The sequence below is a fragment of the Trebonia kvetii genome (assembly GCF_007827045.1).
In the GTDB taxonomy this organism is placed as follows: Bacteria; Actinomycetota; Actinomycetes; order Streptosporangiales; family Streptosporangiaceae; genus Trebonia; species Trebonia kvetii.
The window spans coordinates 43,064-69,498 of the sequence record NZ_RPFW01000009.1; the positions used below are offsets into that span (position 1 = coordinate 43,064).

Consider the following 26,435-nt stretch of genomic DNA (forward strand, 5'->3'; position numbering starts at 1 on the left):
GCGGTTCACGCTCCTCGCGTACCGAAGGCGGACAGGCCGGTGATGTCCCGGCCGACGATGAGGTTCTGGATGGTCGCGGTGCCCTCGAAGGTGTGGATTGCCTCGATGTCGGCCATGTGCCTGATCACGTGGAAGTCCAGCAGGATGCCGTTGCCGCCGAGCAGGTCGCGTGCCTCGGCGAGCACCTCGCGGGCGGCGGTGGTGTTGTGCGACTTGGCCAGGCCGGCGAGCGTCGGCTCGACCCGGCCGGCGAGGGCAAGATCGGCGAGCCGCCTGCAGTACAGCTGCATCGCCGTGACCTTGGCGAGCATCTTCACCAAGCGGTCCTGGACCAGCTGAAAGCCCGCGAGCGGACGGCCGAACTGGGTGCGCCGCCCGGCGTAGGCAAGCGCCGCGTCGTAGCCCGCGACCGCATGGCCAAGCGCCGCCCACGCGCAGGTGGCGCGTGTGCTCGCGAGCACGGCCGCGGTGTCGCGGAACGACTGCGCCCGCGGCAGCCTGTTCGAGGCGGGGATACGGACGCCGTCCAGGTCGATCGACGCCTGCCACACCGCGCGCAGCGATCCCTTGCCGTCGATCAGCCGCGCGTGGTACCCGGGGGTGCCCTTCTCGACGAGGAAGCCCTTCACCTGGCCGTCGGCGGTGTCGCGTGCCCACACCACGGCCACGTCGGCCACCGTGCCGTTACCGATCCACTTCTTCGTGCCGTCGATCACGTACTCCTCGCCGTCCCGGCGGGCCGTGGTCTCCAGGGCGACGGAGTCCGACCCGTGCTCCGGCTCGGTCAGCGCGAACGCGCCGAGAGCGTCCACCCGGGCCATGGCGGGCAGCCACCGCTGCTTCTGCTCCTGCGACCCGAGCATGGCGATCGAGCGCATCGCCAGTCCGGCCTGAACGCCGAGGAAGGTGCCGATGCTGCCGTCGCCCCGGTTCAGCTCCATGGTGACCAGGCCGGCCGAGAGCGGATCCATGACGGGACAGCCATAGCCCTCGATGCCGTCGCCGACAAGGCCGGCCGCGCCAAGCTTCCTGACGAGGTCCCGCGGGAACTCGGCCCGCTCCCAGTAGCCGTTGATGACCGGGAGCACGTCGTCGTGGACGAAAGCGCGCGCCCGTTGCAGGTACGCAAGCTGGGCCGGCGTGAACTCCTCGCTGAGCTGGAAGTAGTCGGTGCGAAGTGCTTCTCCGAGGCCAGTTTCGAGAGCCACGGCGGCCTCCCTGTGTGAACGGCTGGTGACCTCCTCATGGTCTTTCCGTAGCGGCTGGACCTCCATAGCCTGGCGGACAACGCGGTCCCGCTGTCGGCTGTCCGCGCGAACAACGACGTCGCGTGACGGGGCGCACAGCGACGATCCGGCGAAGCAGTGGACGGAGGTCTACTGGCTGCTGTCCTGAGCGCGAAGCCGGGACTTAGGATCGACCGGGTGACGGGTGAGCGGAAAGACCGGCGATGACAGCGGCGCACGCGCTGCGGCGTCTTGACCGGCGCACGCTCAACCGGACCCTGCTCGACCGCCAGTTGCTTGCCGGCCCGTCGGCCCTGGGGCTGGACGCCGCGGTGGCGCACCTGGTCGGCTTGCCGGGCACCGCCTGCTCGCCTTCTTCGTCAGCGGCAACGGGGGCAACGGCGAGGGCCGGGTCCAGCTGACCTGACGCCCAACCTTCGCGCGGGATCCTGCCGCCCGCCGCGGACATGTACTGCTTTTTGGGCAAGAATCCGCTTTTTGGGCAAGAATCCGACCGTTTTGGCCAGTTTTGTCCCCCCCAAAGTCGGTATATGTCTCCGGGCGAAGCCGCGCGCCCCGTTAATTCCCCCGCGGCCGCGGTTAGCTTCCGCTTCTCTCCGGATCAGTTCAGGTGAAAGCCAGCAAAGAGATCGGAGAACAGCATGCAGGACACCATGGGCACCGAAAGCCTCACCATCGCCTTCACCGTGGACCGCACCCGGGCGAAGGAGGACTGACATGACAGGCACACAGCCCAAGACCGCCCTGGTCACCGGGGCGAGCAGGGGACTCGGCAGGGGCATCGCCATCGCGCTGGCCGGCGTCGGCTACCGGGTGGTGGGCGTAGCCCGCGATCAAGGCGCGCTTGCCGAACTGCACGCCCAACTGGGCGGCCGCTTCACACCGGTTAAGGCGGACGCCACCGACCCGGTCGCCGCGGGCGCGCTGGTCGACGCCTACCGGCCCGCCGTCCTGGTGCTGAACGCCGGGGCGCCGCCGCTGCCCAGGCCGCTGCACCGGCACACCTGGGAGACGTTCTCGCGCAACTGGGAGGTGGACGTCAAGCACGCCTTCCACTGGACCCGCGAGGCGCTGCTCGCCCCGCTGGAGGCGGGCAGCACGGTGATCGCGCTGTCCAGCGGCGCCGCGGTGAAGGGCTCGCCGCTGTCCGGCGGCTACGCCGGCGCCAAGTCGACCATCCGGTGGCTGACCTCGTACGCGGCCGACGAGTCGCGGCGCGCAGGCCTCGGCATCAGGTTTGTGGCGCTGCTGCCGCAGATCACGCCGGAGACCGAACTCGGCGCCCAGGCGGTCGCGGCCTACGCCGCCAGGCAGGGCATCACCGTGGCCGAATACCGGGAGAACCTCGGCCAGGTGCTCACACCGGACCACGCGGGCAAGGCGGTCACCGACCTGGTGGCCGGCGCCGCCGGCGAGGCGGGCAGCTTCCTGCTCACCGGCACCGGGCTGACCCCGCTGCCCGACCCGAACTGACCGGCCAAGCAGAAGCCGGGCCAAAGCAGAAGACGGCCCAAAGCAGAAGCCGGGCCAAAGCAGAAGACGGCCCAAAGCAGAAGCCGGCCCAAAGCAGAACCTGCCCAAAGCTCAGTCGAGGAAGCCATGCGCGCGCCACACCGCCGCGGCGGCCGGGTGCAGCGGCACGTCCTGCGGTGTGGCCGGCGACTCGCGGGCCATCCGGTCCAGCGGCAGCGGCGGCTGGGTGGGCCCGCCGATGTCCCACGCGATCGAGTCGCGCTTGGCGATCAGCGCCAGGCAGAACTTCTCGATCAGCCTGTCCGGCGCGCTTGCCCGGCAGTAGATCGGCCAGCCGCTGTAGTCCACGGTGAGGATGTCGCCGGGCAGCGACGGGTACCGGGCCTGTTCGAGCAGCCCGCGGCGGAAACCCTGGCCCTCCAGGGCCGTGAGGTGCGCCGGGTCGAGCGCGAGGAACTCCGCGCCTGCCCCGGCCACCAGGTCGGCCCACATGATTACGCCCTCGTCGAAGATCGCGTCGATCTCGCCCGCCGCGAGCCGTCCGATCCGGGACGGGTCGTTCGGCATCGGCTGGTCACGGACGATCTCGCCGCCCCACGCCTCGATGTCGGCGAGGCTGAAACCGTGCTCGCGCAGCACCACGTCCACCATGATGGGCGTGCCCGCGTCAATCGAGCCGCGTACCGACACGCGCAGCGGGTAACGCCGCGCGGCGATGTCCTCCAGGTGAGTGAACCCCAGCCGCGACGCGACCGCGAAGCCAAGCTGGTCGTAATGCGGCAGCACCGCGACGGCCGCCACGTCCTTGACGCTGCCGAACGCACCGGTGCCGCGGTGCGCCATCGTCAGCATCGCCGCCGGGTTGAGTATCGACACGTCGACCCGGCCGGCGTGCACCTCCTCGATCACGTCTGGCTGGTTCGCGCCGTAGAAGCTGAACCGGCCGGGACCGGTGTGGCTCTCCATGACGACGGACACCGCGCGCTGCGACCAGTCGCCGTCCAGCATCATCTGCCGTGCGACGTCGAGGAAGAGCATCGGCCTCAGGTTCGTCGGGTCCACGGGGGCGACGGGGCGAAACTCAGCTGCCAAGGGGTCCTCCTTCGCTACCGCTACCGCTCCTGCGAAGAATCCCATCAGCCGAAGATGATCTTCGCAACCGGGCAGGTCCGGGCACCCACGGGAGGGTGGGGAGGACGGCGGAGCCACGAACCCGTTCGGGATAGGGAAAGAACGCGGCCTACGGGACGAGCACCGCGGCGCCGTCGAAGCGGCCGGCCTTGAGGTCGGCGAGGGCGCGGTCGGCGGCATCGAGCGGGTAGCGGTGCGTGGTGACCGCGAGCTTGTGCGCGGCGGCGAAGGCGAGGAACTCGCGGGCGTCCTGCCGGGTGTTCGACGTGACGCTGCGCAGCTGGCGCTCCTGGAACAGGTACCTGTGGTAGTCGAGCGGCGGGATGTCGGTCAGGTAGATGCCGGCGATGGCGAGCGTGCCGCCCCGGTCGAGCGCGGCGAGCGCGGGCGGCACCAGGTCACCGACCGGCGCGAACATGATCGCGGCGTCAAGCGGCTCGGGTGGCATGTCCGCGGGCCCGCCGACGAAGGCGGCGCCGAGCGATCTGGCAAGCTCCCGCGCCTGCTCGCCCCGGGTCATCACGGACACGGTGGCGCCCTGCGCGAGTGCGACCTGCGCGGCCAGGTGCGCGCTGCCGCCGAAGCCGTAAAGGCCGAGCCGGCCCCCTGGCGCCAGCGCGGCCCGCTTCAGCGCGCGGTAGCCGATGATGCCGGCGCACAGCAGCGGCGCCAGCTCCACGTCTGAGTAACCCGGGGGCAGCGGGTGCGCGTAGGCCGCAGGGACCGTGAGGTATTCGGCGTAGCCGCCGTCGGCGTCCCAGCCGGTGTACACCGAGGACGGGCACAGGTTCTCCGCGCAGCGCAGGCAGTACCGGCAGGTGCCGTCCGTCGAGCGCAGCCACGCGGCACCCGCGCGGTCGCCTATGGCGAAGCCGGCCATATCGCCAGGCCCGGCCGCCACCACCTCGCCGACCACCTCGTGCCCGGGCGTCACCCCCGGCCGGTGCACCGGCAGGTCGCCCTCGGCCACGTGCAGGTCGGTGCGGCACACCCCGCAGGCGAGCACCCGCAGCAGCAGCTCGCCCGGACCCGGCTCGGGCACCGGAACGTCCCGCGCCACCAGCGGCCCCACGCCGTCCCCGCCCCCATCGACCGGCCCCGGCCGGTCCACGTGCCACGATCGCATCGCCTTACCTTAACCCCGGCTCCGCGGCCGGTGGCAGGTCCCCGATCCGCAACGGTTTGCGTCGCGAATCCGTCATCCCGAACGGGTTCGTGGCTCCGCCGGCTGCCGCCGCGCGTAATCGCGGGCGGCAGCTGGCCTTCGTCCGTCGCAGCTGGCCGCGGCGGACGCGAGTGCCCGCCCCGCGCTATCCGTGCCGCGCGTCGTCAGGCGGCCGCAGTGGCCGGATCTCGGCGGTGCCGAATGACGGCACGCTCCGGTGCCGTGACGGCTCCACGCCGAGGAAGCCCGCCGCAAGGATGGCGAGCGTGTCGCCGTGGGATACGAGGAGGATGTCCGCGCCGGCATGCCGGCGCTCTAGCTCCGCGATGAGCGCTACGGTTCGGTCGAGCACCGCCGTCACGGGCTCGACCCCGTCGGGCACCGGGCCGGGCGCCGGGCTGGCGCCCGCTTCGGCCTGGTCGGCCGTCCAGACTCGCGCATACCCGGCGGCAGGCGACCCGTCAAGTTCGCCGAAGGACCGCTCGCGCAGCTCCTCGGCGGCGACCACCTCGGCCGCGCCGATCCGTTCGCGCACGATCTGCGCGGTCTGCCACGCGCGGGTGAAGTCCGAGGAGCGGATGACCGTCCGGTCGCTAAGCCCGCAGCAGCCTGCCGCCGCGGCCGCCTGCAGGCGGCCGCGGTCGGACAGGCCGTAGTCGCCGCTCCTGTCGGTCTCGATGCGGCTGACGATGAGCCCGGCGACGTTCGCCTTGCTCTCGCCGTGCCGCATGCCGAAGTACCGGTTCGCCAGGCGATCGAGGTTCATGACCCGGGGTCAGCGGTGCGCGGCCTTGGCCTCGCGGCGGCGGCGATGCAAGATCGGCTCGGTGTAGCCGTTCGGCTGGCTGGCGCCCTGGAAGATGAGGTCGCTCGCGGCGGCGAACGCGATGCTCGCGTCGAAGTCGGGTGCCATCGGGCGGTAGACGGGGTCGCCCGCGTTCTGCGCGTCGACGACCGCGGCGAGGCGGCGCAGGCTCTCGGTTACCTGCTCGGTGCTCACCACGCCGTGCCGCAGCCAGTTCGCGAGCAGCTGGCTGGAGATGCGCAGGGTCGCCCGGTCCTCCATGAGCGCCACGTCGTTGATGTCGGGGACCTTGGAGCAGCCGATGCCCTGGTCGACCCAGCGGACCACATAGCCGAGTATCGACTGGACGTTGGTGTCGACCTCCGCCTGCTTGTCTTGCGCGCTCCAGCTCGCCGGATCGCCGAGCGGTAGGTGCAGCAGGTCGTCGAGCCGCACCGGTGGGCGGCCCGCCAGCTCGCGCTGCCGCTGCGCGACGTCGACCCGGTGGTAGTGCAGCGCGTGCAGGGTCGCGGCGGTGGGGGAGGGAACCCAGGCGGTGCTGGCACCCGCCCGCGGGTGCGCGATCTTCTGTGCCAGCATGTCGGCCATCAGGTCCGGCATCGTCCACATGCCCTTGCCGATCTGCGCGCGACCGGCGAGCCCGTGCGCGAGGCCGACGTCCACGTTGCTGTCTTCGTAGGCGAGGATCCACGGCTGCGTCTTCATCGCGGCCTTGCGGACCATCGGACCCGCCTCGAACGAGGTGTGCATCTCGTCGCCTGAACGGTCGAGGAAGCCGGTGTTGATGAACACGATCCTGTCGCCCGCCGCCTTGACGCACGCGGCGAGGTTCACCGAGGTCCGCCGTTCCTCGTCCATCAGCCCGATCTTGAGTGTGCGGTGCGGGAGGCCGAGCAGTTCCTCCACCCGGGAGAACAAGGTGACGGTGAACGCCACCTCCTCGGGCCCGTGCTGCTTGGGCTTGACGATGTAGACCGACCCCTTCGTGCCGTTGCGCCACGGCGAGTCCGCGCGCAGGCCGGGCAGCGCCGTCAGGCTGGTCACGATCGCGTCCAGAATGCCCTCCTGGACCTCCGCGCCGTCGGCGTCGAGGACGGCGTCGGTGGTCATCAGGTGGCCGACGTTCCTGACGAGCAGCAGCGACCGGCCGGTCAGGGCGAACGGGGCGCCGGACGGGTCCGTGTAGCCGCGGTCTGGCTCGAGGCGGCGGGTGAACGTCCGGCCGCCCTTCTCCACCGGCGCGGTCAGCTCGCCGGTGTTCAGGCCAAGCCAGTTGCGGTAGGCGGCGACCTTGTCCTCGGCGTCCACCGCGGCGACCGAGTCCTCGAAGTCGACGATCGTGGTGACCGCGGCCTCCACGACGACGTCCTGGACGCCGGCCTTATCGGTGGCGCCGATGCGGCCCGCGCGGTCGATCGCGATCTCGATGTGCAGGCCGTGGTGGCGCAGCAGGATCGCGGACGGCGCGCCCGGGTCGCCTGCGTAGCCGGCGAATACGGCGGGATCGGCGAGCTTGGCCGTGCCGTCGGCGGCCGTGCCGTCTGTGAAGTGGGCGGCGAGCCCGGCGGCGCTGACCGTGTAGCCGGTCACATCCCGGTGCGACGCGCCGCCGAGCGGCACCACCTCATCGAGGAAGTCGCGGACCGTGTCGATCACCCGCTGGCCGCGGACCGGGTTGTAGCCGCCCTGCCTGGTCGCGCCGCCATCCTCGCCGATCGCGTCGGTCCCGTACAGCGCGTCATACAGCGAGCCCCAGCGGGCGTTGGCCGCGTTGAGCGCGAACCGCCCGTTGCTGACAGGCACCACGAGCTGCGGTCCGGCGAGCGTGGCGATCTCCGCGTCGGCGTTCTCCGTGGTCACCTGGAACGGGCCAGGATCGGGCAGCAGGTAGCCGATCTCGGTGAGGAACGCCTGGTAGGCGACCGCGTCCACTGCCTGGCCTGCGTGTCCGCGGTGCCAGGCGTCGATCGACGCCTGCAGCTCGTCGCGCCGGGCGAGCAGCGCCCGGTTGACCGGCGTCAGGTCGGCGACGATGCGCGACACGCCCGCCCAGAAGCCGGCCGCGTCGGCGATACCCGCCGCGGGCAGCGCCTCCTCCTCGATGAACGCGTGCAGGCTGCGCGCGACCTGGAGCGCGCCGGCCGGGATCCGGTCAGTCACGGGTATCACCTCTGTCTCGGTCGGGACTTACGGCAAATTTCGTATTGCGAAATCTTACGTTCGCATGATGAAATACTGGCTGGACCATAGGCTGCGGCGCACCCAGCCGTCAAGGCCCAGTGTCGTCTAGCGGCTTGAGCCATGAGAACGGGGGACCCATGACCGAGGACGGCCGTCCCGGACGGGGAGGCGGTCCCGGCGGTGTGCAGTCCCTGCACCGCGCGCTCGACGTGCTCGAGGCACTGTCGGCGGCCGGCGGGACCGCCTCGCTCAGCGACCTCGCCGCCGCCTGCCGCCTGCCGCTGCCGACGCTGCACCGGCTTGCCGCGACCCTCGCCGGCCGCGGCTACCTGCGCCAGCTGCCCGACCGCCGTTACTGCCTGGGCTCGCGGCTCGTCCCGCTCGGCGGGGCCGCGCACGCGCTGCTCGGCGAACGGGCGCTGCCGGTGCTTGGCCGGCTCGCCGAGCTGACCGGCGAGTCGGCCAACCTCGCGGTGCTGACCCAGGGCAGCGCCGAGTACGTGGCGCAGGCCACCGGCAGCCACGCCATGCGCATCTTCACCGAGGTGGGCAACCGGGTCGCGCTGCACTGCACCGGCGTCGGCAAGGCGCTGCTCGCCAGCGTTCCCGCCGCGCAGACTAGGCGGCTGATCGAGGCGGCCGCGCTGACCGCGCGGACCCCGACCACGATCACCGACCCGGCCGCGCTGCACGCGGAGATCGCGCTGATCCGCACCCGCGGCTACGCGCTCGACGAGGGCGAGATGGAGATCGGCGTCCGCTGCGTGGCGGTGGGGATTCCCGGGGCGCTGCCGATGGCCGTCTCGGTGTCCGGGCCGGCATCGCGGATGTCCGACGAACTCGTCGGCACCGCCGTTTCCGCGCTGCGCGCGGCCAGCGCCGACCTGGCGGCGCGTCTTTCCTGACCGGGACATCGCTTCGCCCGTCGGTCCCGCCTCCGGTGACCGCGCGACACCGCGGCGCGGCGGCGTGGTTGCCCGCGCGCCGGGAGGCCTCTTCGGGTTAGCGGGGCAGCCGGCCCGCGTAGGTCAGGGCGAAGTCGCGGAACGCGGCCGCCGGTGCGGTCAGCGGCCGGTCAGCGGGCCAGGCGATGCCGATGGTGCGGGCCGCCTTCGGCGTGGTGATGGGCACCGCGACGACCGCGGGGTCGGCGAGGGACGACGCGGTGGCGGGCAGCAACGACACGCCGAGCCCGGCGCCGACCAGGCCGCGCGCGGTGTCTGCCTCCTCGCCCTCGAAGGTGATCCGCGGCTCGAACCCCGCCGCGCGGAACAGGCCGTCGGTGATCGCCCGCAGGCCGTAGCCGGGCTCCATGACGATGAAGTCCTCATCGGCGGCCTCCGTCAGCGGCACGCCGTCGTGCCGCCGCGCCGCGAGCCGGTGCCCGGCGGGGACGTACAGGTCGATCCGCTGCTCGTCGAGCCCGCGGGAGCGCAGATCAGGCGCCTGCGGCAGCGGCGCGGTCAGGCACAGGTCGATCTCGCCGTCTCGCAGCCGGGCGAGCAGCCCGTGCCCGCCGTCTTGCACAAGCGCGAACCTGATCAGCGGGTGCCCGGCACGGAACTCCTTCAGCAGCCGCGGCACGGTCTGCCCGCCGAGCGTGTGCAGAAAGCCGAGCGCCACCCGGCCGCGGCCGGGATGCGCCTCGGCCGCGAGGCGCTCGACGGTGCCGGACAGGGTCGCGATGGTCCGCTCGGCGGCGTCGAGCAGGGCGCGGCCATGCCGGGTCAGCCGGATCGACCGGCCGGGACGAGTGAACAGCGGCACGCCGAGATCGGCCTCGAGCCGGGCGATCGACCGGGACAGCGTGGGCTGCGGTACGCGCAGGAGTTCGGCGGCGCGGGTGAGGTGCTCCTCGCGGGCGACGACGGCGAACTGGCGCAGCCGCGGCACGAGGGCGTCGAGGGCGGCTTCCGCCTGGTCGGCAGGCTCATTCATATTTGAATTGTTTCACGAGTTTTCATGCATTGGACGTATCGAAGTGCGCGGGCTTAGCGTCGTTGGCGTGACCCTCGCCCCGGAGCAGACCAGCCAGCAGACGACAGGGCGGCAGACGGCACGGCTGCGGCACGGCGACCCGGGGATGCGGCGGGTCAGGCTCGGGCTGTTCGCGGCGGGCCTGGCGACGTTCGCGCTGCTCTACACGCCCCAGCCGCTGCTGCCGCTGCTGTCGGGCGCGTTCCGTGCCAGTCCCGCGGGGGCGAGCCTGGCCATGTCGGCGGGCACGGCGGCGCTCGCCCTCGCGATCATCCCGGTCAGCTCCCTGTCGGAGGTGTGCGGGCGGCGCGCGGTGATGACCGTTTCGGTGCTCGCCGCGGCCGTGCTCGGCCTGGCGGCGGCGGCCTCCGTGAACCTGACCATGCTCGTCGCGGTCCGCGTCCTGCAGGGGTTCGCGCTGGCCGGCGTGCCCGCCACCGCGATGGCCTACCTCGCGGAGGAGGTCGACAGGAGCCACCTGGGCCGCGCCATGGGCCTGTACGTGGCGGGCAACGCGATCGGCGGGCTCAGCGGGCGCATCATCGCGGGCATCCTCGCCGAGCACGGCGGCTGGCGGGTTGCCGACGCGGGGGTCTCGGCGCTTGCGCTCGGCTGCGCGATCGCGTTCGCGGTCGTGCTGCCGCGGTCGGCGTTCTTCACGCCGTCGCCGCTGCGACTGCGCGCGCTGGCCGGCACGCTCGGGCGCAACCTCGCGGATACCGGGCTACTGCGCCTGTACGTCATCGGGTTCGCGCTGATGGGCGCGTTCGTGACCGTGTACAACTACCTGACGTTCCGGCTGAGCGCTCCGCCGTGGAGCCTGTCGAGCAGCGTCATCGGCGCCCTGTTCACGGTCTACCTCGCGGGCACCTACACCTCGACGATGGCCGGCAGGCTAGCGGACAGAGCAGGGCGGCGCGGCGTGCTCACCGCGGGCGTGATGGTGGCCATCGCGGGCGTCGCGCTGACGCTGCCCGCGTCCATCGCCTGCATCGTGGCCGGGCTCGTGGTCATGACCGCCGGGTTCTTCGCCGCGCACTCGGTGGCGAGCGGCTGGGTCGGCGCACGGGCGCCGGTCGCGCCCGCGCAGGCCTCCGCGCTGTACCTGTGCCTGTACTACATCGGCAGCAGCGTGGCAGGGTCGGCGGGCGGCGTCTTCTGGGCACGCGGCGGATGGGCGGCGGTCGCGCTGTTCGCCGCCGTGCTGCTCGCGATCGCGCTGGCCGGGGCGGTCTCCCTCAGCTCACGGGCGCGATAGCGAACTCGTAGGCCCGCAGGGCGACGCCGGGTGCGGGCTCCCAGTCGAGGTCCGGGGTTCTGGTGAAACCGGCCGTCTCGTACAGGTGCTGTGCGGCCTTCATCGGCGGCAGCGTGCACAGCCGCAGGCGCCGCACCCCGTTCTTATCGGCCAGCTCAATGAGGGCGCGCAGCAGTTCCCTGCCGACTCCGCGCCCCTGTGCCGCCGCGGAGACGGCGAACGCTCGGACGTCCGCTTCTGTCTCGTCCCGCGCGAGCTCGCTGTCCGGGCCGTAGGTCTCGAGGGTGACCGTGCCCGCGATCGCGCCGGTCTCGTCGGCTGCCACCAGCACCACGCAGTCGCCGCCGAACCCAAAGCCGCGCAGCGTCTCGGCGTACCCGGTGCCCTCGGACAGCACCCCGAGCGCCCGGTACGCCGCCACCCGCAGGTCCCCGACCAGTGCCTCTTCGCCAGGCTGCATCTCCCGGATCGTCACACCCGGACGCTACCAGCCGCACGCGCGCGAACGCGACCGCCAGCGAACGAGACCGTTAGCCGACGCGACCGCTAGCGAACGCACACTAGCCAACGCCACGCCGGGCCTGCTTGCCCAAGGGCGCGCGCCGGCGGACAGTTGATCCGTGCCGGGTTTGCAGCCGCGCCGCGTCACGATCGAGCCGGGGGACCGGGTGGTCGTCACGGGCGCCTCGGGGTTCATCGGGTCCGCCGTCACCAGGGCGGTGCGGTCGCGTGGCGCGCACGTGGTCGCGCTGACCGAGCCGGGTGCCGACTGCCGCACCCTCGCGGGGGTCGACGCCGAACGGGTGGTGGCGGACGTCAGAGACCGGGCCGCCGTCCTGGCGGCCTGTGCCGGCGCCCGCTTCGTGTTCCACCTGGCCGCGATCTACCGGTTCTGGGCGCGCGACCCCCGGGTGTTCTACGACGTGAACGTCGGCGGCACGCTCAACGTGCTCGCCGCGGTACGTGCGGCCGGCTGCGAGCGGCTGGTCTACACCTCGACCATCGGCGTACTCGACCCCCGGCGGGCCGGTGACGGGCGGCCGGGCGACGAGACCTGCTACGCCGACCTGGCCCTGCTGCACGGCTCTTACAAGGGATCCAAGTTCGTCGCGGAGCACGAGGTGCTGCGCGCCTGCGCCGGGGGACTCGACGCGTGCCTCGTTCTGCCGACCTTCCCGCTCGGCCCGGGCGACGCCGCGCCCACGCCGACCGGCCGGGTGGTGCTTGACTACCTCAACGGCAGGATGCCCGGTTTCGCCGACACCGCGATGAACGTCGTGCACGTCGACGACCTGGCGGCGGGCCACGTCGCGGCGCTGGAACGCGGCCTAACGGGCCGCAGCTACATCCTCGGCGGCGAGAACCTGAGCATGCGGGAGATCCTTGCGGCGCTCGCCGGCTGCACCGGCCTGCCGATGCCACGGATGCACGTGCCGCGGGGCCTGGTCCTCGCGGCGGGCGTCTCATCCACCCTGGTCCAGGGCCGGATGCTGCGCCGCGCACCCCGGGTGCCGCTCGAGGCGGCGCGCATGTCCGCGACGCCGATGATCTTCAGCGATGAACGGGCCCGCACCGAGCTCGGTCACACCGCGCGCCCGGCTCGGGAGGCGATCGCGGCGTCCGCCCACTGGTTCGCCGCCAACGGCTACGTGAGCGCCCGCCGCCTGGCCGCCATCAAGTGGCGCGACTGAACCCGCTCAGTACGACTGCTTACTCCCCGCACCCCGCACCCGCACCCGCACCCGCTAAGAATGTACCGTTGGGCCGGCTATCACCGGCCTTTCGGTACATTCTTGCGTCTTACGCGGTGATCGCGACGCTCGCCTCCGAGGTGTAGGCGGAGAACGTGAACGACTCGGTGAAGTACAGCCGCACCGAGTCCGCGTCGTGGTCAAGGTAGCCGATGGACAGGTCCTGGCCGATGTGCAGCTCGTAGTCGCCGCCGCGGCAGGAGAGCAGCAGCGCGCCCTCGATCGCCGGCGCCCAGATGATCTCGCCGTCGAGCAGCCGCCGCAGGTGCTCGCGGATCGGGTAGCCGTGATCGGAGGTCTCGCTAACCGCCGTGTACGCGTCGGCGGACAGCAGCAGCGAGTAAGGGCCCGCCACGCCGGCCAGCCGCAGTTCGCTCAGCGCTTTGCTGACCACGTCCGGGTAGTCGCGCGGCTCGCCGGGCAGGATCAGGCCCTGGTTGGACGCGGCCGGCCTGATGCCGGAGACCCGGGCGGCCGCGTAACCATCGAAGACCGCGCGGTCCTCGGCGAAGGCGATCTTCTTCGCGGCGTCCTTGACCGGCTGCCAGTCCGCGTCGAGGGCGCCCCGCTCGACCGAGTCGATCTCCGCACGGCTGAGCGTGAACGGCACGCGCAGCTCGACGACCGGCCGCCAGTCGCGCAGCGCGGCCGAGATGCCGTCGCCCGGCGGTTCGATCGCCGTCGCGTGCCCGGTGCCGACTCCGGCGAGGCCGAGTCCGTCGGGTCCTGTCACGTCGACCGCCTTGCGCGCGGCGGCGTGCAGCGCGAACGTGCGCTTCGCCTCGTCTTCGATCTGGGCCCAGGCGGCAGCCGAGACCGGGGCGAGCTCACGGTACAGGTTGTTCATTGCCACCGATTCTGTTGAGCCGACAGGAGATGGTCTTGCTGTCTTGTTATAGCCGGCGCCTACGGACGACCGCGGACCGCCGTCACCGCTCGGCATGCGGGTCGATGATGCCGCGTGGTGCCACCCTCAGGGCGCTGTGGCACCAACATCGACCTGCAGTATGCCAAGATGAGCCAAATTTATTTGCAGTGGTGCCAAAGTGGTGCCATAGTAGAGCCATGGAACTCACCCAGTACGTCGAAAGCCTCCGCCGCGAGCTGACGACCGCGGCCGAGCTGGGCGGTGACGACGCCCATGCGCTCGCCGACCGGCTGTTGCGGCCGCTCGACGCCGCGGTGCGGCTCACCCTGCTCGAGGCGCTGTCCGCCGCTGCCGAGGAGATCTCCGCCGAGCTCGCGCCCGGCGCGGTCGATGTCCGGCTGCGCGGTGGCGCGGCCGGGTTCGTCGTGACACCGCCGCCCGCGCCCGCCGTGCCGGCCGCCGGCGACGCCGTGGCCGGCCCCGGCGAGGTGCGGCTGCCTGTCGCCGAGGGCGAAGACGCTGCCATGGTCCGGATCAACCTGCGGCTGCCCGCCAATCTCAAGGCCTTCATCGAGGACGCCGCGGCCGCGGGCGGGCTGTCCGTCAATGCCTGGATCGTCAGGGCCGCCGCCGCCGGGCTTGGCAACGAGGGCTGGCGCGTCGCGCGCCGTGCTCCCACCCAGCAGTCCGACCAGACCGTCGGCCAGAGCTTCACCGGCTGGGTCCGCTGACACCCGCACACCGCGCATACCGCCGCCAGTCAAAGCCATCGCGAGCAAAGGAACCTGACGTGTCCCTCTCGAACTTCAACACCCCGTCACCGATCGCCGTCGCTCTCGACCTCTACGTCGCCGACGTCCGCCTCGTCGTTTCCGACCGCGCCGACACGATCGTCGACGTCCGCCCCGGTGACCCAGACAAGTCCGCCGACGTCAAGGCGGCGGAGAACACCCGCGTCGAGTACGACGAGGCCACCAGGACGCTGAGCATCGTCTCGCGCAAGCCGCGCAGCCGGTTCGTCAACTTCAGCAGCAAGCGCCCCGAGTCGATCGACGTCATCATCCGGCTGCCGTCGGACTCCGACGTGCGCGGCGAGGCCGATCTCGGTGATTTCGTGGCCGACGGCGTGCTCGGCGCCGTCGCGTTTAAGACAGGCCTCGGCGCCGTCCATCTCGACGGAACCGGGCCACTCAACCTCCGCAACGGCCTCGGCCAGGTCAGTGTCGCGGACGTCCGTGGTTCCGCCGAGGTGCACGCGGGCTCCGGTGACATCAGGATCCGTGCCGTGGACGGCACCGCCCAGGTCTCCAACGGCAACGGGAAGGTACGGGTCGGCGTCGTCACCGGTCCCGCGACCGTCAAGGTCTCCAACGGTTCCGTGACGGTCGACCACGCGCTGTCCGACATCACCGCGGAAAACTCCAACGGCGAGGTACGGATCGGCGAGGTCGTGCGCGGCACGGTGTCCGCCACGACCAAGAACGGCAGCGTCGAGGTCGGCGTCCGCGAGGGCAGCGCCGCCTGGCTCGAGCTGAACACCGGGGTCGGCCGTGTCTACAACGAGCTTCCGGGCTCGGCCGCACCGGAGGCCGGCGAGCAGGTCGAGCGGGTCAAAATCCACGCGAGCACCAAACTCGGCGATGTCACCATCCGCCGCGCGCCGCGCCTGGACGAGTCGTGAGCGCTGTGACGGCCGCCGCCGATGCCGCGACTGCCGCTGATGCTGCCAGCGCCGGGGCCGCGATCTGGACCCGCGGGCTGCGCAAGTCCTTCGGCGGCGTGGTGGTGCTCAACGGCATCGACCTGACGGTGCCGCGGGGCACGATCCTGGCCCTGCTCGGCCCGAACGGAGCCGGCAAGACCACCGCCGTCCACCTGCTGACCACCTACCTGCGCCCCGACGCGGGCGAGATCCGCATCGGCGGCCAGGACCCGGCCAAGAACCCGCAGGCGGTCCGCCGTGCGATCGGCGTCACCGGTCAGTTCTCCGCCGTCGACGGCTATCTCACCGGCCGCGAGAACCTGATGCTGATGGCCGACCTGCACCTGCTGCGCAAGACCGCGGGATGCCGCCGGGCACAGGAACTGCTCGACAGGTTCGAGCTGACCGAGGCCGGTGACAAGCCGGCGTCGACCTACTCAGGTGGCATGAAGCGCAAGCTCGACCTGGCGATGACCCTGGTCGGCAACCCGAAGGTGATCTTCCTCGACGAGCCGACCACGGGCCTTGACCCGCGCAGCAGGCGCACGATGTGGGACATCATCCGCGGGCTTGTCGCTGAGGGGACGACGATCCTGCTCACGACCCAGTACCTGGACGAGGCCGACCAGCTCGCGCACCGCGTCGCGGTGCTCGACGGCGGCAGGATCGTCGCGGAGGGGACGCCCACCGAGCTCAAGGCGCGCATCCCTGGCGGCCACATCGAGCTTGCCTTCGCCGGCCGCGCCGAGCTCGACGCGGCGGCGACGGCGTTCGCCCCGGCCGGCCGCGACGACGACGCGCTAACCCTCCAGCTCGCGGGTGACGACCGCGTCGCCACCCTGCGGGCACTGCTGCGGCGGCTGGACGACGCCGGCGTCGAGGCCGAGTCGCTCACCGTGCACACCCCCGATCTCGACGACGTCTTCTTCGCGCTCACTGGCAAGAAGGGAGCCTGACGATGAGCACCATGACGATGGCGGAGACCGCTCTCGATACCGCGGACACCCGCTCCCATGCCCTCGTGCACGCGCGGGTCATGCTCCGCCGCAACCTGCGCCACCTGCAGCGCTACCCGTCGCTCACGCTGATGGTCACCCTGATGCCGCTGGTCTTCCTGCTGCTGTTCGTCTACATCTTCGGCGGGACACTCGGTTCCGGCCTGGGCAGCGGGGTGCCGGCCGGCCTGCGCGGTGGTCTGCCCGGCGGGGGCCGCGCCGCCTACGCGAACTACGTCGCGCCGGGGATCATCCTGATGGCCGTGGCCGCCGCGGCGCAGGGCACGTCGATCGCCGTCGCCCAGGACATGACGGAGGGCATCATCGCCCGCTTCCGCACCATGGCCGTCGCCCGGTCATCGGTGCTGACCGGGCACGTCGTGGGGGCGATCATTCAGACGATGGCCGGCGTCGTGGTTGTCACCGCGGCGGCCCTCGCCGTCGGCTTCCGGCCGCACGCTAACGCGGCGCAGTGGCTGGCCGCCTTCGGCGTGGTCCTGCTGCTGACCTTCGCCGTGACGTGGCTGTGCGTCGGCCTCGGGCTGTCGGCAAAGAGCGTGGAGACCGCGAGCAACTCGCCGATGTTCCTCATCATCCTGCCGTTCCTCGGCAGCGGGTTCGTGCCGACAAGCTCGCTGCCCGCGGGCGTCCGCTGGTTCGCCGAGTACCAGCCGTTCACCCCGGTCAACGAGACGCTGCGCGGGCTGCTGACAGGAACACCGATCGGCGACAACCTGATCATCACCATCGCCTGGTGCGCCGGGGTGGCGGCGCTGTCGTACGCATGGTCGCGCAGGCTGTACGAGCGCGAACCCAAGCCGCGCTGAACCGCCCGCCTGGCGGCTGCCCATTGCGCGTACCGTGGCCACGGTACGCGCAATGACCGCGTCCGGCCGATGACCAGGTCAACTTCCCGCCGGTGCGCCGGCTAGGGCCTGACGGGCCGCAGGAGGAACAGCGGGATTGTCCGCTCCGTCCTGGCCGCGAACTTGTCGATGTTGGCAAACTGTGCGGCGAGCTTGGACCAAAGCTCCCTACGCGCGGGGCCTGTCTGCTCCTCGGCTGTCGCGAGGAATCTGCGGGTACCCGTCTCGACTGTGATCAGCGGATTGGCTTTGAGGTTGTGGTACCACGCCGGGTGGTTCGGCGATCCCCCATTCGAGGCGATGATCGCGATGCAGTCGTCGCCCTGGGCCGAGTAGGCCAGTGGCGTGACCCGCTCGGTCCCGGACCTGGCGCCGATGTGGTGGATGAGGACCAGCGGGGTGCCTTCAAGCACGCCGCCGACCTGCCCGCCGTTCGCGCGGAACTCCTCGACGGTCCGCCGGTCGAATTCAGTCACTGCCGATCCCGTAGACCAGGAGCAGCCGGCTGTCCGGCAGTTGCTCCGCTTTGTGCAGTTCGACCGGACGGCGAATCGCCGATGAGGTGAACAGTGCCTTTCCTTCGCCCGCGATCAGCGGATAGACGATCAGCCGTACCTCGTCCACGAGCCCCGCGTCGATCGCGGCGGCTGTGATCGTGGCACCGCCCATCAGGTAGATGTCTTTGCCGTCTTCCAGCTTGAGCGTCCCCAGCTCGTCGAGGCCGCGGAGGAACCGTGTGTGCGGCCAGGCGGCTGAGGTCAGGGTGCTCGACACCACATAGTGCGGTGTTCGCCTGGCGAAATCTGCCCATTCGACCTCGGCGGGGGTCGGCACGGCGCCGCTCTGCGGGTGGACCTTGTCCGGCTCGTCCTGGATCGTCGTCCAGTACTGTTCATACCCGGGATACATCCGGCCGCCGAGCACGCAGGCGTCGACCTGGGGTGTCAGGCCGTAGTCATCTGACCAGCCTGCCACCCAGTCCGCATATCCGTGCGGCCCCTCGTACTTCCCGTCGACCGAGATCTTCATGGCGCTGATGAGCTTGCGCATCGTAGGTGCCTCCCATTCATGGTCGCCGCGGCTCCCGGCAAGCCCCGTCGTCGTCCCCGGAGCTGCCGATCGGACCGGATGCTTGATCACCGCGGCATGCGGAGGAAACCCGCGTCGGGCCTCCCGGTAGTAGAGATCCGCGAGCCGCGAGAACTAACCGCTCACCGGCTTTTCCCGCCTTGAGAACCGGCACGAACCGGTCCGCAGCGGTCTGATCAGCGAATACCGTAGACGAGCCGTGAAAGCGGGAGTCGGCGGAATGGCCGGCACGCGGCGGGTACGGGCTGCTACCGTCCGGTATGGCCGCCGGGCCACTGATAGCAGGTTTGAGGTGCCGGCAGAGGGAGGTCAGCCTGTGCGCCGCTGCTGCTCCACCGAGAGCTGGTTCGCTGTTTCCGTACGCTGGCTTCGCCGCGGTGCGCGCAGCTGGGGCGGAGTCGTTGCCGTGGCCATGGCGTGCTCGCTGCTTGCTACCTCCGCACGGGCGGAGCCGACCAGTCAGCTGGCGCGAGATAGCGCGGCCGGTGCCCCTACCCTTGCGCAGTTGGAGTCTCGCGCGGCGCAGCTGTCCAAGCAGTATCGCGGTCAGCTGGACATTCTCACCGGGTCAGAAACCGCCGCCAAGGCGGCGGCAGCCCGGGTGGCCCTACTGGACCGCCGGTTCGCTGCCGTGCATCGCGAACTGGCCAGGTTCGCCGCGGCGAGCTACGAGGGCGCTCCGGCCAGCCAGGCGCTCGCGGCCTTCTTGGACGGCGGCGACCCGTCGCGGGTGCTCAGCGGTTCCGCGCTCGTTGAATACCTCGTGCAGCAGCGCGCCGCCCGCCAGCAGGAGCAGCAACGGCTCATCGCGGCCGAAGAGCGTGCCAAGCAGGCGGCGCAGGCCAAAGTGTCCAGGCTCCGCCAGCTGCTGGCAACGCTGGTGGGCCAGCAACAGCGGGTCAAGCGCCTGCTTGACCAGTTCCGGCCGCAGTCGCCGACCATCGGGGACAACATCACGCCGCGCATGCGCGAGGTCAGGGACGAGATCGACCGGAGGTTCGGTCCGTTCAGCGCCATCGGCTGCTACCGCCCAGGCAACGACGGCGAGCATCCGCTCGGGCGGGCATGCGACTTCATGCTCAGCTCCGGTGGCGTCATGCCAGCTGCCGCCAACATCCAACTGGGCTACGACATCGCGGCGTGGGCCCAGGCGAACGCATCGCGGCTCGGGATCATGTACATCATCTACCGGCAGCGAATCTGGGATGTCCGCATGGGGTCGGCGGGCTGGGTACCGATGGAGGACCGCGGCAGTATCACCGCAAACCACTACGACCACGTGCACATCTCGGTCTTCTAGCGGCGTATCACTGCCCCGGACCTGATCGCCCGCCACCACGCCGCAAGGAGCCGATGCCGAGCGATCCGTCTCCTGCCGCGCGATCGTCAGTGCTTGATCCGCCCCCCGCGCTCGCGGCGACGTCAGCGCCCGGCGGCCCCGGCGGGTCGTCGAGGAAGTCCGCGCACGGGGCGAAGAACAGGCAGCCGGTGAGCGCGGTGGAGAAGTCGAGTATCCGGTCGGTGTTGCCCGGGGGCTTGCCGATGAACATGTTCGTCAGCATCTCCTCGGTCACCGAGGGCGTGGCCGCGTAGGCGATGTAGTACGTGCCGAACTCGCCGCGCCCGGGGTTGCCGAACGGCATGTTGGCCCGCACGATCTGCCGCTCCTCGCCGTCGGGGCCGGTGATCGTGTTCAGCGCCACGTGCGAGTTGGCCGGCTTGATCTCGTCGGGCAGCTCGATGTCGTCGAGCTTGGTGCGGCCGATGACCCGCTCCTGCTCCTCGATGCTGATCGAGTTCCACCCGGCCATGTCGTGCACGTACTTCTGTACGATCACATAGCTGCCGCCGGCGAAGTCCGGATCGTCGTCCGCGCCGGTGATCGCCGCGCCGAGCCCGGCCGCGCCGCCCGGTGACTCGGTGCCGTCCACGAAGCCGATCAGGTCCCGCTCGTCGAAGTAACGGAAACCCTGCACCTCGTCGGCCACCTCGACCGCGCCGCCGAGCCGCTTCATCACCTGGGCGGCGTACTCGAAGCACAGGTCCATCCGGGTCGCCCTGATGTGGAACAGCAGGTCGCCGGGGGTGGCCGGGGCCTTGTGACGGGGGCCCTCAAGCTCGCGGAACCGGTGCAGCTCGCGCGGCCGCGGCCCGTCGAACAGCCGGTCCCACGCGTCGGAGCCGATCGCCACAACCACCTGGAGCTCAGCCTCGGGGATGCGGAAGCCGACGGAGCGCCCCAGGCCGGACAGGTCGGGAATCAGGTCCCGGACCACGTCCTCGCCGCCGGGGCTGATGGTGAGCACGAGGAAGATCGCCGCCTGGGTCAGCGGGCTGACCACCGGCTGCGGCTCCGGCTCCTGCGTTGCCCCACCCTCACTCGACCGTGCTGGCACAGACCCGTCCCTTCGCCATCGTCCGCACCAAGCCTCCCACACCCGCCTCCGGCGCACGCGCCAGGCCGCTCTCATCGCACCGTCGCGGCAACATGTACTGCTTTCTGGGCAAAAACCCGCCCGATTTATACCTGCCTGTCCCTCAAAGTCAGTACATCTCTCGAAAGGCAGGCAGGCGTGGCTACCCGATGGGGCCGAGCCGGCGCAGCTGGGTGACGTGGCCCGGGTTGAGCTCGGCGATGCTGGCGACCTGGAGCAGCTTCATGGTGCGGACGATCTGGTCGCGCAGGATCTCGATGGTGCGGTCGACGCCGGCCCGGCCGCCGGCCATCAGGCCGTACAGGTAGGCGCGGCCGACCAGGGTGAACTGGGCGCCGAGTGCGATCGCGGCCACGATGTCGGCGCCGTCCATGATGCCGGTGTCGATGGCGATCTCGGTGCGGCCGCCGACCGCCTTGACGACCTCGGGCAGCAGGTAGAAGGGGACCGGTGCCCGGTCGAGCTGCCTGCCGCCGTGGTTGGACAGCACGATTCCGTCCACGCCCAGGTCGGCGAGGGTGCGGCAGTCCTCGACGTTCTGCACGCCCTTGACCACGAGCTTGCCCGGCCACAGTCCGCGGATGACGTCGAGGTCCTTGAAGCTGATCGACGGGTCCATCGCCGCGTCGAGCAGTTCGCCGACGGTGCCGCCGGTGGAGGTGAGCGAGGCGAACTCGAGCTTGGGGGTGGTCAGGAAGTCCCACCACCACCAGGGCCGGGGGATCGCGTTGACCACGGTGCCAAGGGTGATCTGCGGGGGGATCGAGAAGCCGTTGCGCTTGTCGCGCAGCCGCGCGCCGCCGATGGGGGCGTCCACGGTGAAGAACAGGGTGTCGAACCCGGCGGCCGCCGCGCGGCGGGTCAGCTCGTAGGAGACCTCGCGGTCGCGCATCACGTAGAGCTGGAACCAGTTGCGTCCGGCCGGATTGGCCGCCCTGACGCCCTCGATCGAGGTGGTGCCGAGGGTGGACAGTGTGAACGGGATGCCGGCCGCGCCCGCGGCGCCGGCCCCGGCGGTCTCGCCCTCGGTGTGCATCAGCCGGGTGAAGCCGGTGGGGGCGATGCCGAACGGCAGCGCGGACGGGCCGCCGAACGCGGTCGTCGATGTGTCCACCGTCGAAACGTCCCTGAGAATCGACGGGTTGAACTCGACGTCCTCAAACGCCTGCCTGGCGCGGGCGAGGGAAATCTCGCCCTCGGCGGCGCCGTCGGTGTAGTCGAACGCGGCCCGCGGTGTGCGGCGCCTGGCGATATCGCGCAGGTCCGAGATCGTCAGGGCGGCGGCCAGGCGGCGCTTCTTCGCGTTGAGCTCGGGCTTCTTGAACCGCATGAGCTCGAAGATCTCGTCCGGCTTCGGGAATTGGCGATCGGGCATGACTGCGTACCTCAGGGACTCGGGGCGGATCGGGCGGCCGCCCGCGGGGCAGTTTCGAAGACTAGCCCGCCTGGGCACGCGCCGCTAGCCCTGATGGTGACCTGGGCCGGCCACCACCAGGGCCGGGACGCGCAGTGGGGCCGCCCGCCTAGGACGCCGCCGCGCGGCGGCGGTCCTCCAGGGCACGCCGGTACTCGGCCACGACCATGTCGGTCAGTTCGTCCGCCGAGGTCTCCTCGCTGCGCTTGTCGAGGGTGATCTTGCCGCCCTGGATCATGTTCACCCGGTCGCACACCTCGACGAGCTGGCCGTAGTTGTGCGCGATGACGATGATCGAGACGTTGCCCCACGCCTTGAGCTGGATGATGAGGTCGAGGATCAGGGAGCCTTCCTTGACGCCCATCGCGGCGACCTCCCGGTCATGTCCGCCCATGTCCGCGTGTCTGCCCAGATGACCAGTTACTGCCCGCCTGCCGGGTTCCCGGTTACCGAGAAAACCTCATTGTTACTTCAAGGTGCGATCGATCGCACCGGAAGGTGCGATCCGGCCGACGTGCCGCTTTTACTACATTTCAACAAACGGCCCATCGGAATTGACCCGCAATCGAGCCTGGTGCAATGCGCGATTAAAGTTATTTCCCGTTACATACGGCAATTAGCGTGGCAGGTGAGAATTGCGGCTCGCGGGTTCGTTCCTGCCCGGCGAGGCCGGGCTGTGCGTGTGCCGGCGGTCATGACTCCGCAAGGCGGGCCGCTTCCAGCAGGGCCGCCGCCAGGTCGCGCGCCTCGGCGGGCGTCAGGTCATCCGCGTCAGGGTTATCCGGGCTTGAGGCACCCGACAGGGTCAGCCTCACCGTCGGCGGGCGACTCGGGATCGCTGTACGCCTCCACCCCGACGGGGACCGGCGCCTCCGCGGCGTCCCGGATCGCTGCCTGATTAGCCAGACTGAACACCGCTGCGCGCGGTGCGACCCGCGGCGGCCATGCCTGCCGGGGCCGCGCAACGCCGCCCCGTCCGCCAGCCGCGTCGTGCGAGTGGCGGACGGGGGCGTTAGGGAACCTCGGGGTGTTACGAGGAGAAGGCGAAGATGGTCGTCGTGGTGAAGGTCTTGCCCGCGTCCAGCACGGTTGACGGGAAGTTGAGCTGGTTCGGCGAGTTCGGGAAGTGCTGGGTCTCGAACGTGTACGCCTGGGTCTGACGGTAGATGTGGCCGCTGATGCCGACCAGGGTGCCGTTGAGGAAGTTACTGGTGTAGAACTGCACGCCCGGCTCGTCGGTCCAGACGGTCAGCTCGCGGCCGCTGCGCGGGTCGCGAGCGGTGGCGGCGAGGTTGAGCCCGCCCGGCCCGGTCGTCTTCCGGGTCTGCGGGTTCAAGACCCAGTTGTGGTCAAAGCCATGCGCGGTCAGCAGTTGCTGGCAGCCCAGCGTGTTGACGCCGGCGGTGCAGTCCGTGATCGACGGGCGGATCGGCTTCGGGTGGGTGAAGTCGAACGGGGTGCCCGCCACCGGGACGATCTGGCCGGTCGGGATCAGCGTGCTGTCCGTGGGCGTGAAGTTGTCCGCGTTGATCCGGATGACCTGGTGCCCGGCGTCGCCCGAGGCCTCGCCGGCGAGGTTGAAGTAGGTGTGGTTGGTCAGGTTGACGACCGTCGGCAAGGACGAGTCGTCGTTGTGCGCCCGGTAGTGGAGCCAGAACCGGTTGTGGTTGTCGAGCGAGAAGGTGACCGACACGGTGAGCTGGGCCGGGTAGCCGGTGCACGTCGTCGGGGTGGCCGACGGGATGGCGCAGTTCGGCTCGTACACCTTGGTGCCAGGCAGCAGGCCGCTGCCCTCGTCGCCGTTCGGGCTGACCAGCGTCATCGTCACGGACACGGCGCTCCTAGTCCGCACCGGAGGCGACGTCACGCGCCAGATGTGGTTGCCAAAGCCGACGAAGCCGCCGTGCAGGCTGTTCGGGCCGTTGTTAACAGGCAGCGTGTAGGTGGCGCCGTTGAGCTTGAACGAGCCGTTCGCGATGCGGTTGGCGAACCGGCCGATGGTCTCGCCGAAGTAGGGTCCGCCGAAGTTCGGCGACGTCGGCGGCGGGCTGGCCAAGTTCACGTAGTCGTTCAGGGTCGCGAAACCGAGTGCGACGTTAGCCCTGTGGCCGTGCTCGTCCGGGACGGTGATCGACTGGGTGATGGCACCGTAGCTGAGAAGCCTGACCTGCATGCCGTGGCAGTTGGTCAGCGTGTACCGGAACGTCTGCTCCGGCGTGCTGCTGTACGGAGTATCCGGCACAGGTGAGCCGAAGGGTTCCACCGTAATTGTGGGGCTGCGGTGGCAGTCGCCGTGCGCGGCCGCCGCCGGTGTGCCGCTGAACGCCAGTGCCTGGGTGGCCAGCGTCGAGCCTCCGGCGATGAGCGTCGCCACGGCAGCTACCACGATGCCGACCCGCCCGCGAAGACGCCACTGTCCTCTGATCACACGCATGCTGCGCTCCCTTTCATAATCAGGTTCCAACCGAGATTGTGAGCACTGACAACACGGAAGTCGCGTGTGTCAGATTGTTTGTGCACGGAATTTCCTGCTGTCCGGTACCGGATTTTATCCGGTATCTTTCGTCCGCGCTATCTGATGCCGTGCTGCCCGGTTTATCAAGCCGGCTTACGGAACCGGACATACCGTGCGGTTCCCGGGCGGATACCGTGTGCCCGGTTTCCGTGGCGTCCGGTGTCATTCAGGTCCTCCAGCCCGGCCCGTGCCGGATTCCCTGACAGCCGTTGCCGTCTGCGACGTGAATGTAGCAGAGAGTAATGACGGGTGGGGAGGAACGCCGCGGTTTTCCTCTTCTTATTTCTCAAGGCGCGTGCGGGCGGTGCCGCGTCGCTCGGCGGTGCGGGGTCAGGGGTGCAGGACTTTCCGCATTTCCCAGTCGAATCTTTTGATCGCATTCGTCGTATACAGGACTTTCCGCAGCGCTGGGCATACTCCAGGAACGGCATGAACCGGCCCCAGGTGCGTTCCCGCCGCAAACACCGCAACAGGTTTATTCACCACAACCAGCCCCTCAGGCAACCAGCCAGGCAAAGGTCTCCTAGTGGGATAAATAAGTCTCCGAACGGACAGTTGTGACTCTGGAACCGGAGAGCTATCACGCATTTTCTCGCGGACCCGAACGCGCTTTTTAAGTTACGGGATATTAAGGGCCTCTATGGGAGGCCCGGAAGAGTTCCACGGCCTGTTGCGCGACGGAACTGGCTGGTGTAGCGGCGGTTATCCCTGCGCCACCCGCAGCCGCTTAGGCGGCCTGTTCGGGCGGAATGTCGTTCATGAAGGCGCCCATGCCGGACTCGGTCCCGGCCAGGTACTTTAGCTTGTCAGGGGCGCGCCGGACGGTGAAGACCTCCGCGTGCAGCGGTATGCCCGGCCACTCCCGCGGCGCGCCGGCCGACGCCTGATGCCAGGCCGCGACGTACGGGACCGGTGGCGCACCCGTGCCGAACAGGCGCCAGAATCGCTATAGCAAGTCCAGGTAAGCGCCGGAGAACGCGGCGCGCTGTGCGTCGTCAAGCGCGGTGAAGTCGGGCACCCGCCGCTTGGGGTACAGGTGCGCCTCGTAAGGGCCAGCGCGCGGCGAAGGGCACGAAAGCCGCCCATTCGGCCGTCCACGCTTCGAGGACCAGCAAGACCCGGGCCTCGTCCAGCGCGGCGAACGTCGCGTCATGATCCGCCGTGAAGCAGACGACTTCGCAGCGGCCTCCGCCGCTGCGAAACCGATGCGGCACCGGCCCGGCCAGCGAATCCCGCCCGGCCGGACCGCCGGCCAGGAATGGGAAGCGGTTTTCGAACACCGCCACCTCGTAGTCGGGCGCCGGGATCTCGATGCGCCGGGTGCCCGTGGACGGGCACAGCGGGCACACGTCCACTCCGGGGTGGTAAGGCCGCTCCTGCCGGTGTCCAGCCACCGTGACCCATTCGCCGAGCAGCGGGTCAAAGCGGGATTCGCCCGGCTCAGGCCCGCGGCCAAGCGACCTGGTATCGGGATAGGCGGCCCGGTCCGCTCCGTCTTGCGAGTCGAAATAGATCAGCTCACGCCCGTCCGCGAGGCGCAGGACGCTCTTGCGCACCGTCTGG

At 70.4% G+C, this 26,435-nt stretch carries 26 protein-coding genes; 10 read left to right on the forward strand and 16 right to left on the reverse strand.

Annotated features, from left to right (window positions below; all coding sequences use genetic code 11):
- Positions 1-5: 5 nt before the first annotated feature.
- The gene (locus tag EAS64_RS36965; protein ID WP_246116056.1) at positions 6-1,208 is read right to left on the reverse strand and encodes an acyl-CoA dehydrogenase family protein; all 1,203 of its coding nucleotides are present in this window, start codon (positions 1,206-1,208) and stop codon (positions 6-8) included.
- 242 nt (positions 1,209-1,450) lie between these two features.
- Here EAS64_RS36965 and EAS64_RS36970 point away from each other — a divergent pair, with 242 nt between their 5' ends.
- The gene (locus EAS64_RS36970; RefSeq protein WP_187366452.1) at positions 1,451-1,648 is read left to right on the forward strand and encodes a hypothetical protein; all 198 of its coding nucleotides are present in this window, start codon (positions 1,451-1,453) and stop codon (positions 1,646-1,648) included.
- Between the two features lie 316 nt (positions 1,649-1,964).
- A complete protein-coding gene (locus EAS64_RS36975; protein ID WP_145860892.1) occupies positions 1,965-2,720 on the forward strand; it encodes an SDR family NAD(P)-dependent oxidoreductase in 756 nt (251 codons plus the stop codon).
- Between the two features lie 111 nt (positions 2,721-2,831).
- Here EAS64_RS36975 and EAS64_RS36980 read toward each other — a convergent pair whose 3' ends face one another.
- The 4 genes from EAS64_RS36980 to EAS64_RS36995 all read right to left on the reverse strand — a co-directional run bounded on the left by EAS64_RS36980 (position 2,832) and on the right by EAS64_RS36995 (position 7,981).
- Positions 2,832-3,812, reverse strand: coding sequence for a TAXI family TRAP transporter solute-binding subunit (locus EAS64_RS36980; RefSeq protein ID WP_145860894.1), 981 nt, complete (start codon positions 3,810-3,812; stop codon positions 2,832-2,834).
- 148 nt (positions 3,813-3,960) lie between these two features.
- A complete protein-coding gene (locus EAS64_RS36985) occupies positions 3,961-4,977 on the reverse strand; it encodes a zinc-binding alcohol dehydrogenase family protein (protein ID WP_145860895.1) in 1,017 nt (338 codons plus the stop codon).
- A 184-nt stretch (positions 4,978-5,161) separates the two neighbouring features.
- The gene (locus EAS64_RS36990) at positions 5,162-5,782 is read right to left on the reverse strand and encodes a histidine phosphatase family protein (protein WP_145860897.1); all 621 of its coding nucleotides are present in this window, start codon (positions 5,780-5,782) and stop codon (positions 5,162-5,164) included.
- 9 nt (positions 5,783-5,791) lie between these two features.
- Positions 5,792-7,981, reverse strand: coding sequence for a malate synthase G (locus EAS64_RS36995; protein ID WP_145860899.1), 2,190 nt, complete (start codon positions 7,979-7,981; stop codon positions 5,792-5,794).
- 158 nt (positions 7,982-8,139) lie between these two features.
- Between EAS64_RS36995 and EAS64_RS37000 the strand changes: the two genes are divergently transcribed.
- Complete coding sequence (locus tag EAS64_RS37000; protein WP_145860901.1) at positions 8,140-8,907, forward strand: IclR family transcriptional regulator; 768 nt, start codon at positions 8,140-8,142, stop codon at positions 8,905-8,907.
- Between the two features lie 97 nt (positions 8,908-9,004).
- Here the strand turns inward: EAS64_RS37000 and EAS64_RS37005 are convergent, their stop codons facing one another.
- Positions 9,005-9,940: a LysR family transcriptional regulator gene (locus tag EAS64_RS37005; RefSeq protein WP_145860903.1), complete on the reverse strand. Its 936-nt coding sequence runs from the start codon at positions 9,938-9,940 to the stop codon at positions 9,005-9,007.
- A 67-nt stretch (positions 9,941-10,007) separates the two neighbouring features.
- On the opposite strand from EAS64_RS37005, the gene EAS64_RS37010 reads away from it, so the two are divergent.
- Positions 10,008-11,237, forward strand: a complete 1,230-nt coding sequence (locus tag EAS64_RS37010; protein ID WP_246116057.1) for an MFS transporter — start codon at positions 10,008-10,010, stop codon at positions 11,235-11,237.
- Here EAS64_RS37010 and EAS64_RS37015 read toward each other — a convergent pair.
- The gene (locus tag EAS64_RS37015) at positions 11,218-11,712 is read right to left on the reverse strand and encodes a GNAT family N-acetyltransferase (protein ID WP_246116058.1); all 495 of its coding nucleotides are present in this window, start codon (positions 11,710-11,712) and stop codon (positions 11,218-11,220) included. The genes EAS64_RS37010 and EAS64_RS37015 overlap by 20 nt on opposite strands.
- Before the next feature lie 145 nt (positions 11,713-11,857).
- Between EAS64_RS37015 and EAS64_RS37020 the strand changes: the two genes are divergently transcribed.
- On the forward strand, positions 11,858-12,928 hold the full coding sequence (locus EAS64_RS37020) for an NAD-dependent epimerase/dehydratase family protein (protein ID WP_145860906.1): 1,071 nt from the start codon (positions 11,858-11,860) through the stop codon (positions 12,926-12,928).
- A 109-nt stretch (positions 12,929-13,037) separates the two neighbouring features.
- On the opposite strand, the gene EAS64_RS37025 is transcribed toward EAS64_RS37020, so the two are convergent.
- A complete protein-coding gene (locus EAS64_RS37025; RefSeq protein ID WP_145860908.1) occupies positions 13,038-13,835 on the reverse strand; it encodes a family 1 encapsulin nanocompartment shell protein in 798 nt (265 codons plus the stop codon).
- Between the two features lie 218 nt (positions 13,836-14,053).
- Between EAS64_RS37025 and EAS64_RS37030 the strand changes: the two genes are divergently transcribed.
- Genes EAS64_RS37030 through EAS64_RS37045 form a run of 4 tightly spaced genes read left to right on the forward strand, consistent with a single transcriptional unit; the run spans position 14,054 to position 17,380 of the window.
- Entirely contained in the window at positions 14,054-14,587 is a 534-nt protein-coding gene (locus EAS64_RS37030; RefSeq protein ID WP_145860910.1) for a hypothetical protein, read from the forward strand.
- 59 nt (positions 14,588-14,646) lie between these two features.
- Complete coding sequence (locus EAS64_RS37035) at positions 14,647-15,537, forward strand: DUF4097 family beta strand repeat-containing protein (protein WP_187366453.1); 891 nt, start codon at positions 14,647-14,649, stop codon at positions 15,535-15,537.
- Positions 15,538-15,542: 5 nt separating this feature from the next.
- Complete coding sequence (locus tag EAS64_RS37040) at positions 15,543-16,514, forward strand: ABC transporter ATP-binding protein (protein ID WP_187366487.1); 972 nt, start codon at positions 15,543-15,545, stop codon at positions 16,512-16,514.
- Between the two features lie 2 nt (positions 16,515-16,516).
- A complete protein-coding gene (locus tag EAS64_RS37045; protein ID WP_145860915.1) occupies positions 16,517-17,380 on the forward strand; it encodes an ABC transporter permease in 864 nt (287 codons plus the stop codon).
- 101 nt (positions 17,381-17,481) lie between these two features.
- Here the strand turns inward: EAS64_RS37045 and EAS64_RS37050 are convergent, their stop codons facing one another.
- On the reverse strand, positions 17,482-17,895 hold the full coding sequence (locus EAS64_RS37050) for a nitroreductase family deazaflavin-dependent oxidoreductase (protein ID WP_145860917.1): 414 nt from the start codon (positions 17,893-17,895) through the stop codon (positions 17,482-17,484).
- On the reverse strand, positions 17,888-18,469 hold the full coding sequence (locus EAS64_RS37055; protein WP_145860919.1) for a dihydrofolate reductase family protein: 582 nt from the start codon (positions 18,467-18,469) through the stop codon (positions 17,888-17,890). Before EAS64_RS37055 ends, EAS64_RS37050 begins: the two co-directional genes overlap by 8 nt.
- A gap of 544 nt (positions 18,470-19,013) precedes the next feature.
- On the opposite strand from EAS64_RS37055, the gene EAS64_RS37060 reads away from it, so the two are divergent.
- A complete protein-coding gene (locus EAS64_RS37060; protein ID WP_145860921.1) occupies positions 19,014-19,808 on the forward strand; it encodes a VldE C-terminal domain-containing protein in 795 nt (264 codons plus the stop codon).
- Between the two features lie 7 nt (positions 19,809-19,815).
- On the opposite strand, the gene EAS64_RS37065 is transcribed toward EAS64_RS37060, so the two are convergent.
- The 6 genes from EAS64_RS37065 to EAS64_RS37085 form a co-directional block, all read right to left on the reverse strand.
- The gene (locus tag EAS64_RS37065; RefSeq protein WP_246116059.1) at positions 19,816-20,850 is read right to left on the reverse strand and encodes a Dyp-type peroxidase; all 1,035 of its coding nucleotides are present in this window, start codon (positions 20,848-20,850) and stop codon (positions 19,816-19,818) included.
- Between the two features lie 235 nt (positions 20,851-21,085).
- Complete coding sequence (locus EAS64_RS37070; RefSeq protein ID WP_145860926.1) at positions 21,086-22,318, reverse strand: alpha-hydroxy acid oxidase; 1,233 nt, start codon at positions 22,316-22,318, stop codon at positions 21,086-21,088.
- Between the two features lie 148 nt (positions 22,319-22,466).
- On the reverse strand, positions 22,467-22,751 hold the full coding sequence (locus EAS64_RS37075) for a hypothetical protein (protein ID WP_145860928.1): 285 nt from the start codon (positions 22,749-22,751) through the stop codon (positions 22,467-22,469).
- Between the two features lie 298 nt (positions 22,752-23,049).
- Positions 23,050-23,172: a hypothetical protein gene (locus EAS64_RS46985; protein ID WP_281283378.1), complete on the reverse strand. Its 123-nt coding sequence runs from the start codon at positions 23,170-23,172 to the stop codon at positions 23,050-23,052.
- Positions 23,173-23,387: 215 nt separating this feature from the next.
- Positions 23,388-24,791 carry an aldose epimerase family protein gene (locus EAS64_RS37080; RefSeq protein ID WP_145860930.1) on the reverse strand — a complete coding sequence of 468 codons (1,404 nt, stop codon included), beginning with the start codon at positions 24,789-24,791 and terminating at the stop codon, positions 23,388-23,390.
- Positions 24,792-25,867: 1,076 nt separating this feature from the next.
- The gene (locus tag EAS64_RS37085) at positions 25,868-26,428 is read right to left on the reverse strand and encodes a hypothetical protein (RefSeq protein ID WP_439333638.1); all 561 of its coding nucleotides are present in this window, start codon (positions 26,426-26,428) and stop codon (positions 25,868-25,870) included.
- Between the last annotated feature and the right edge of the window lie 7 nt (positions 26,429-26,435).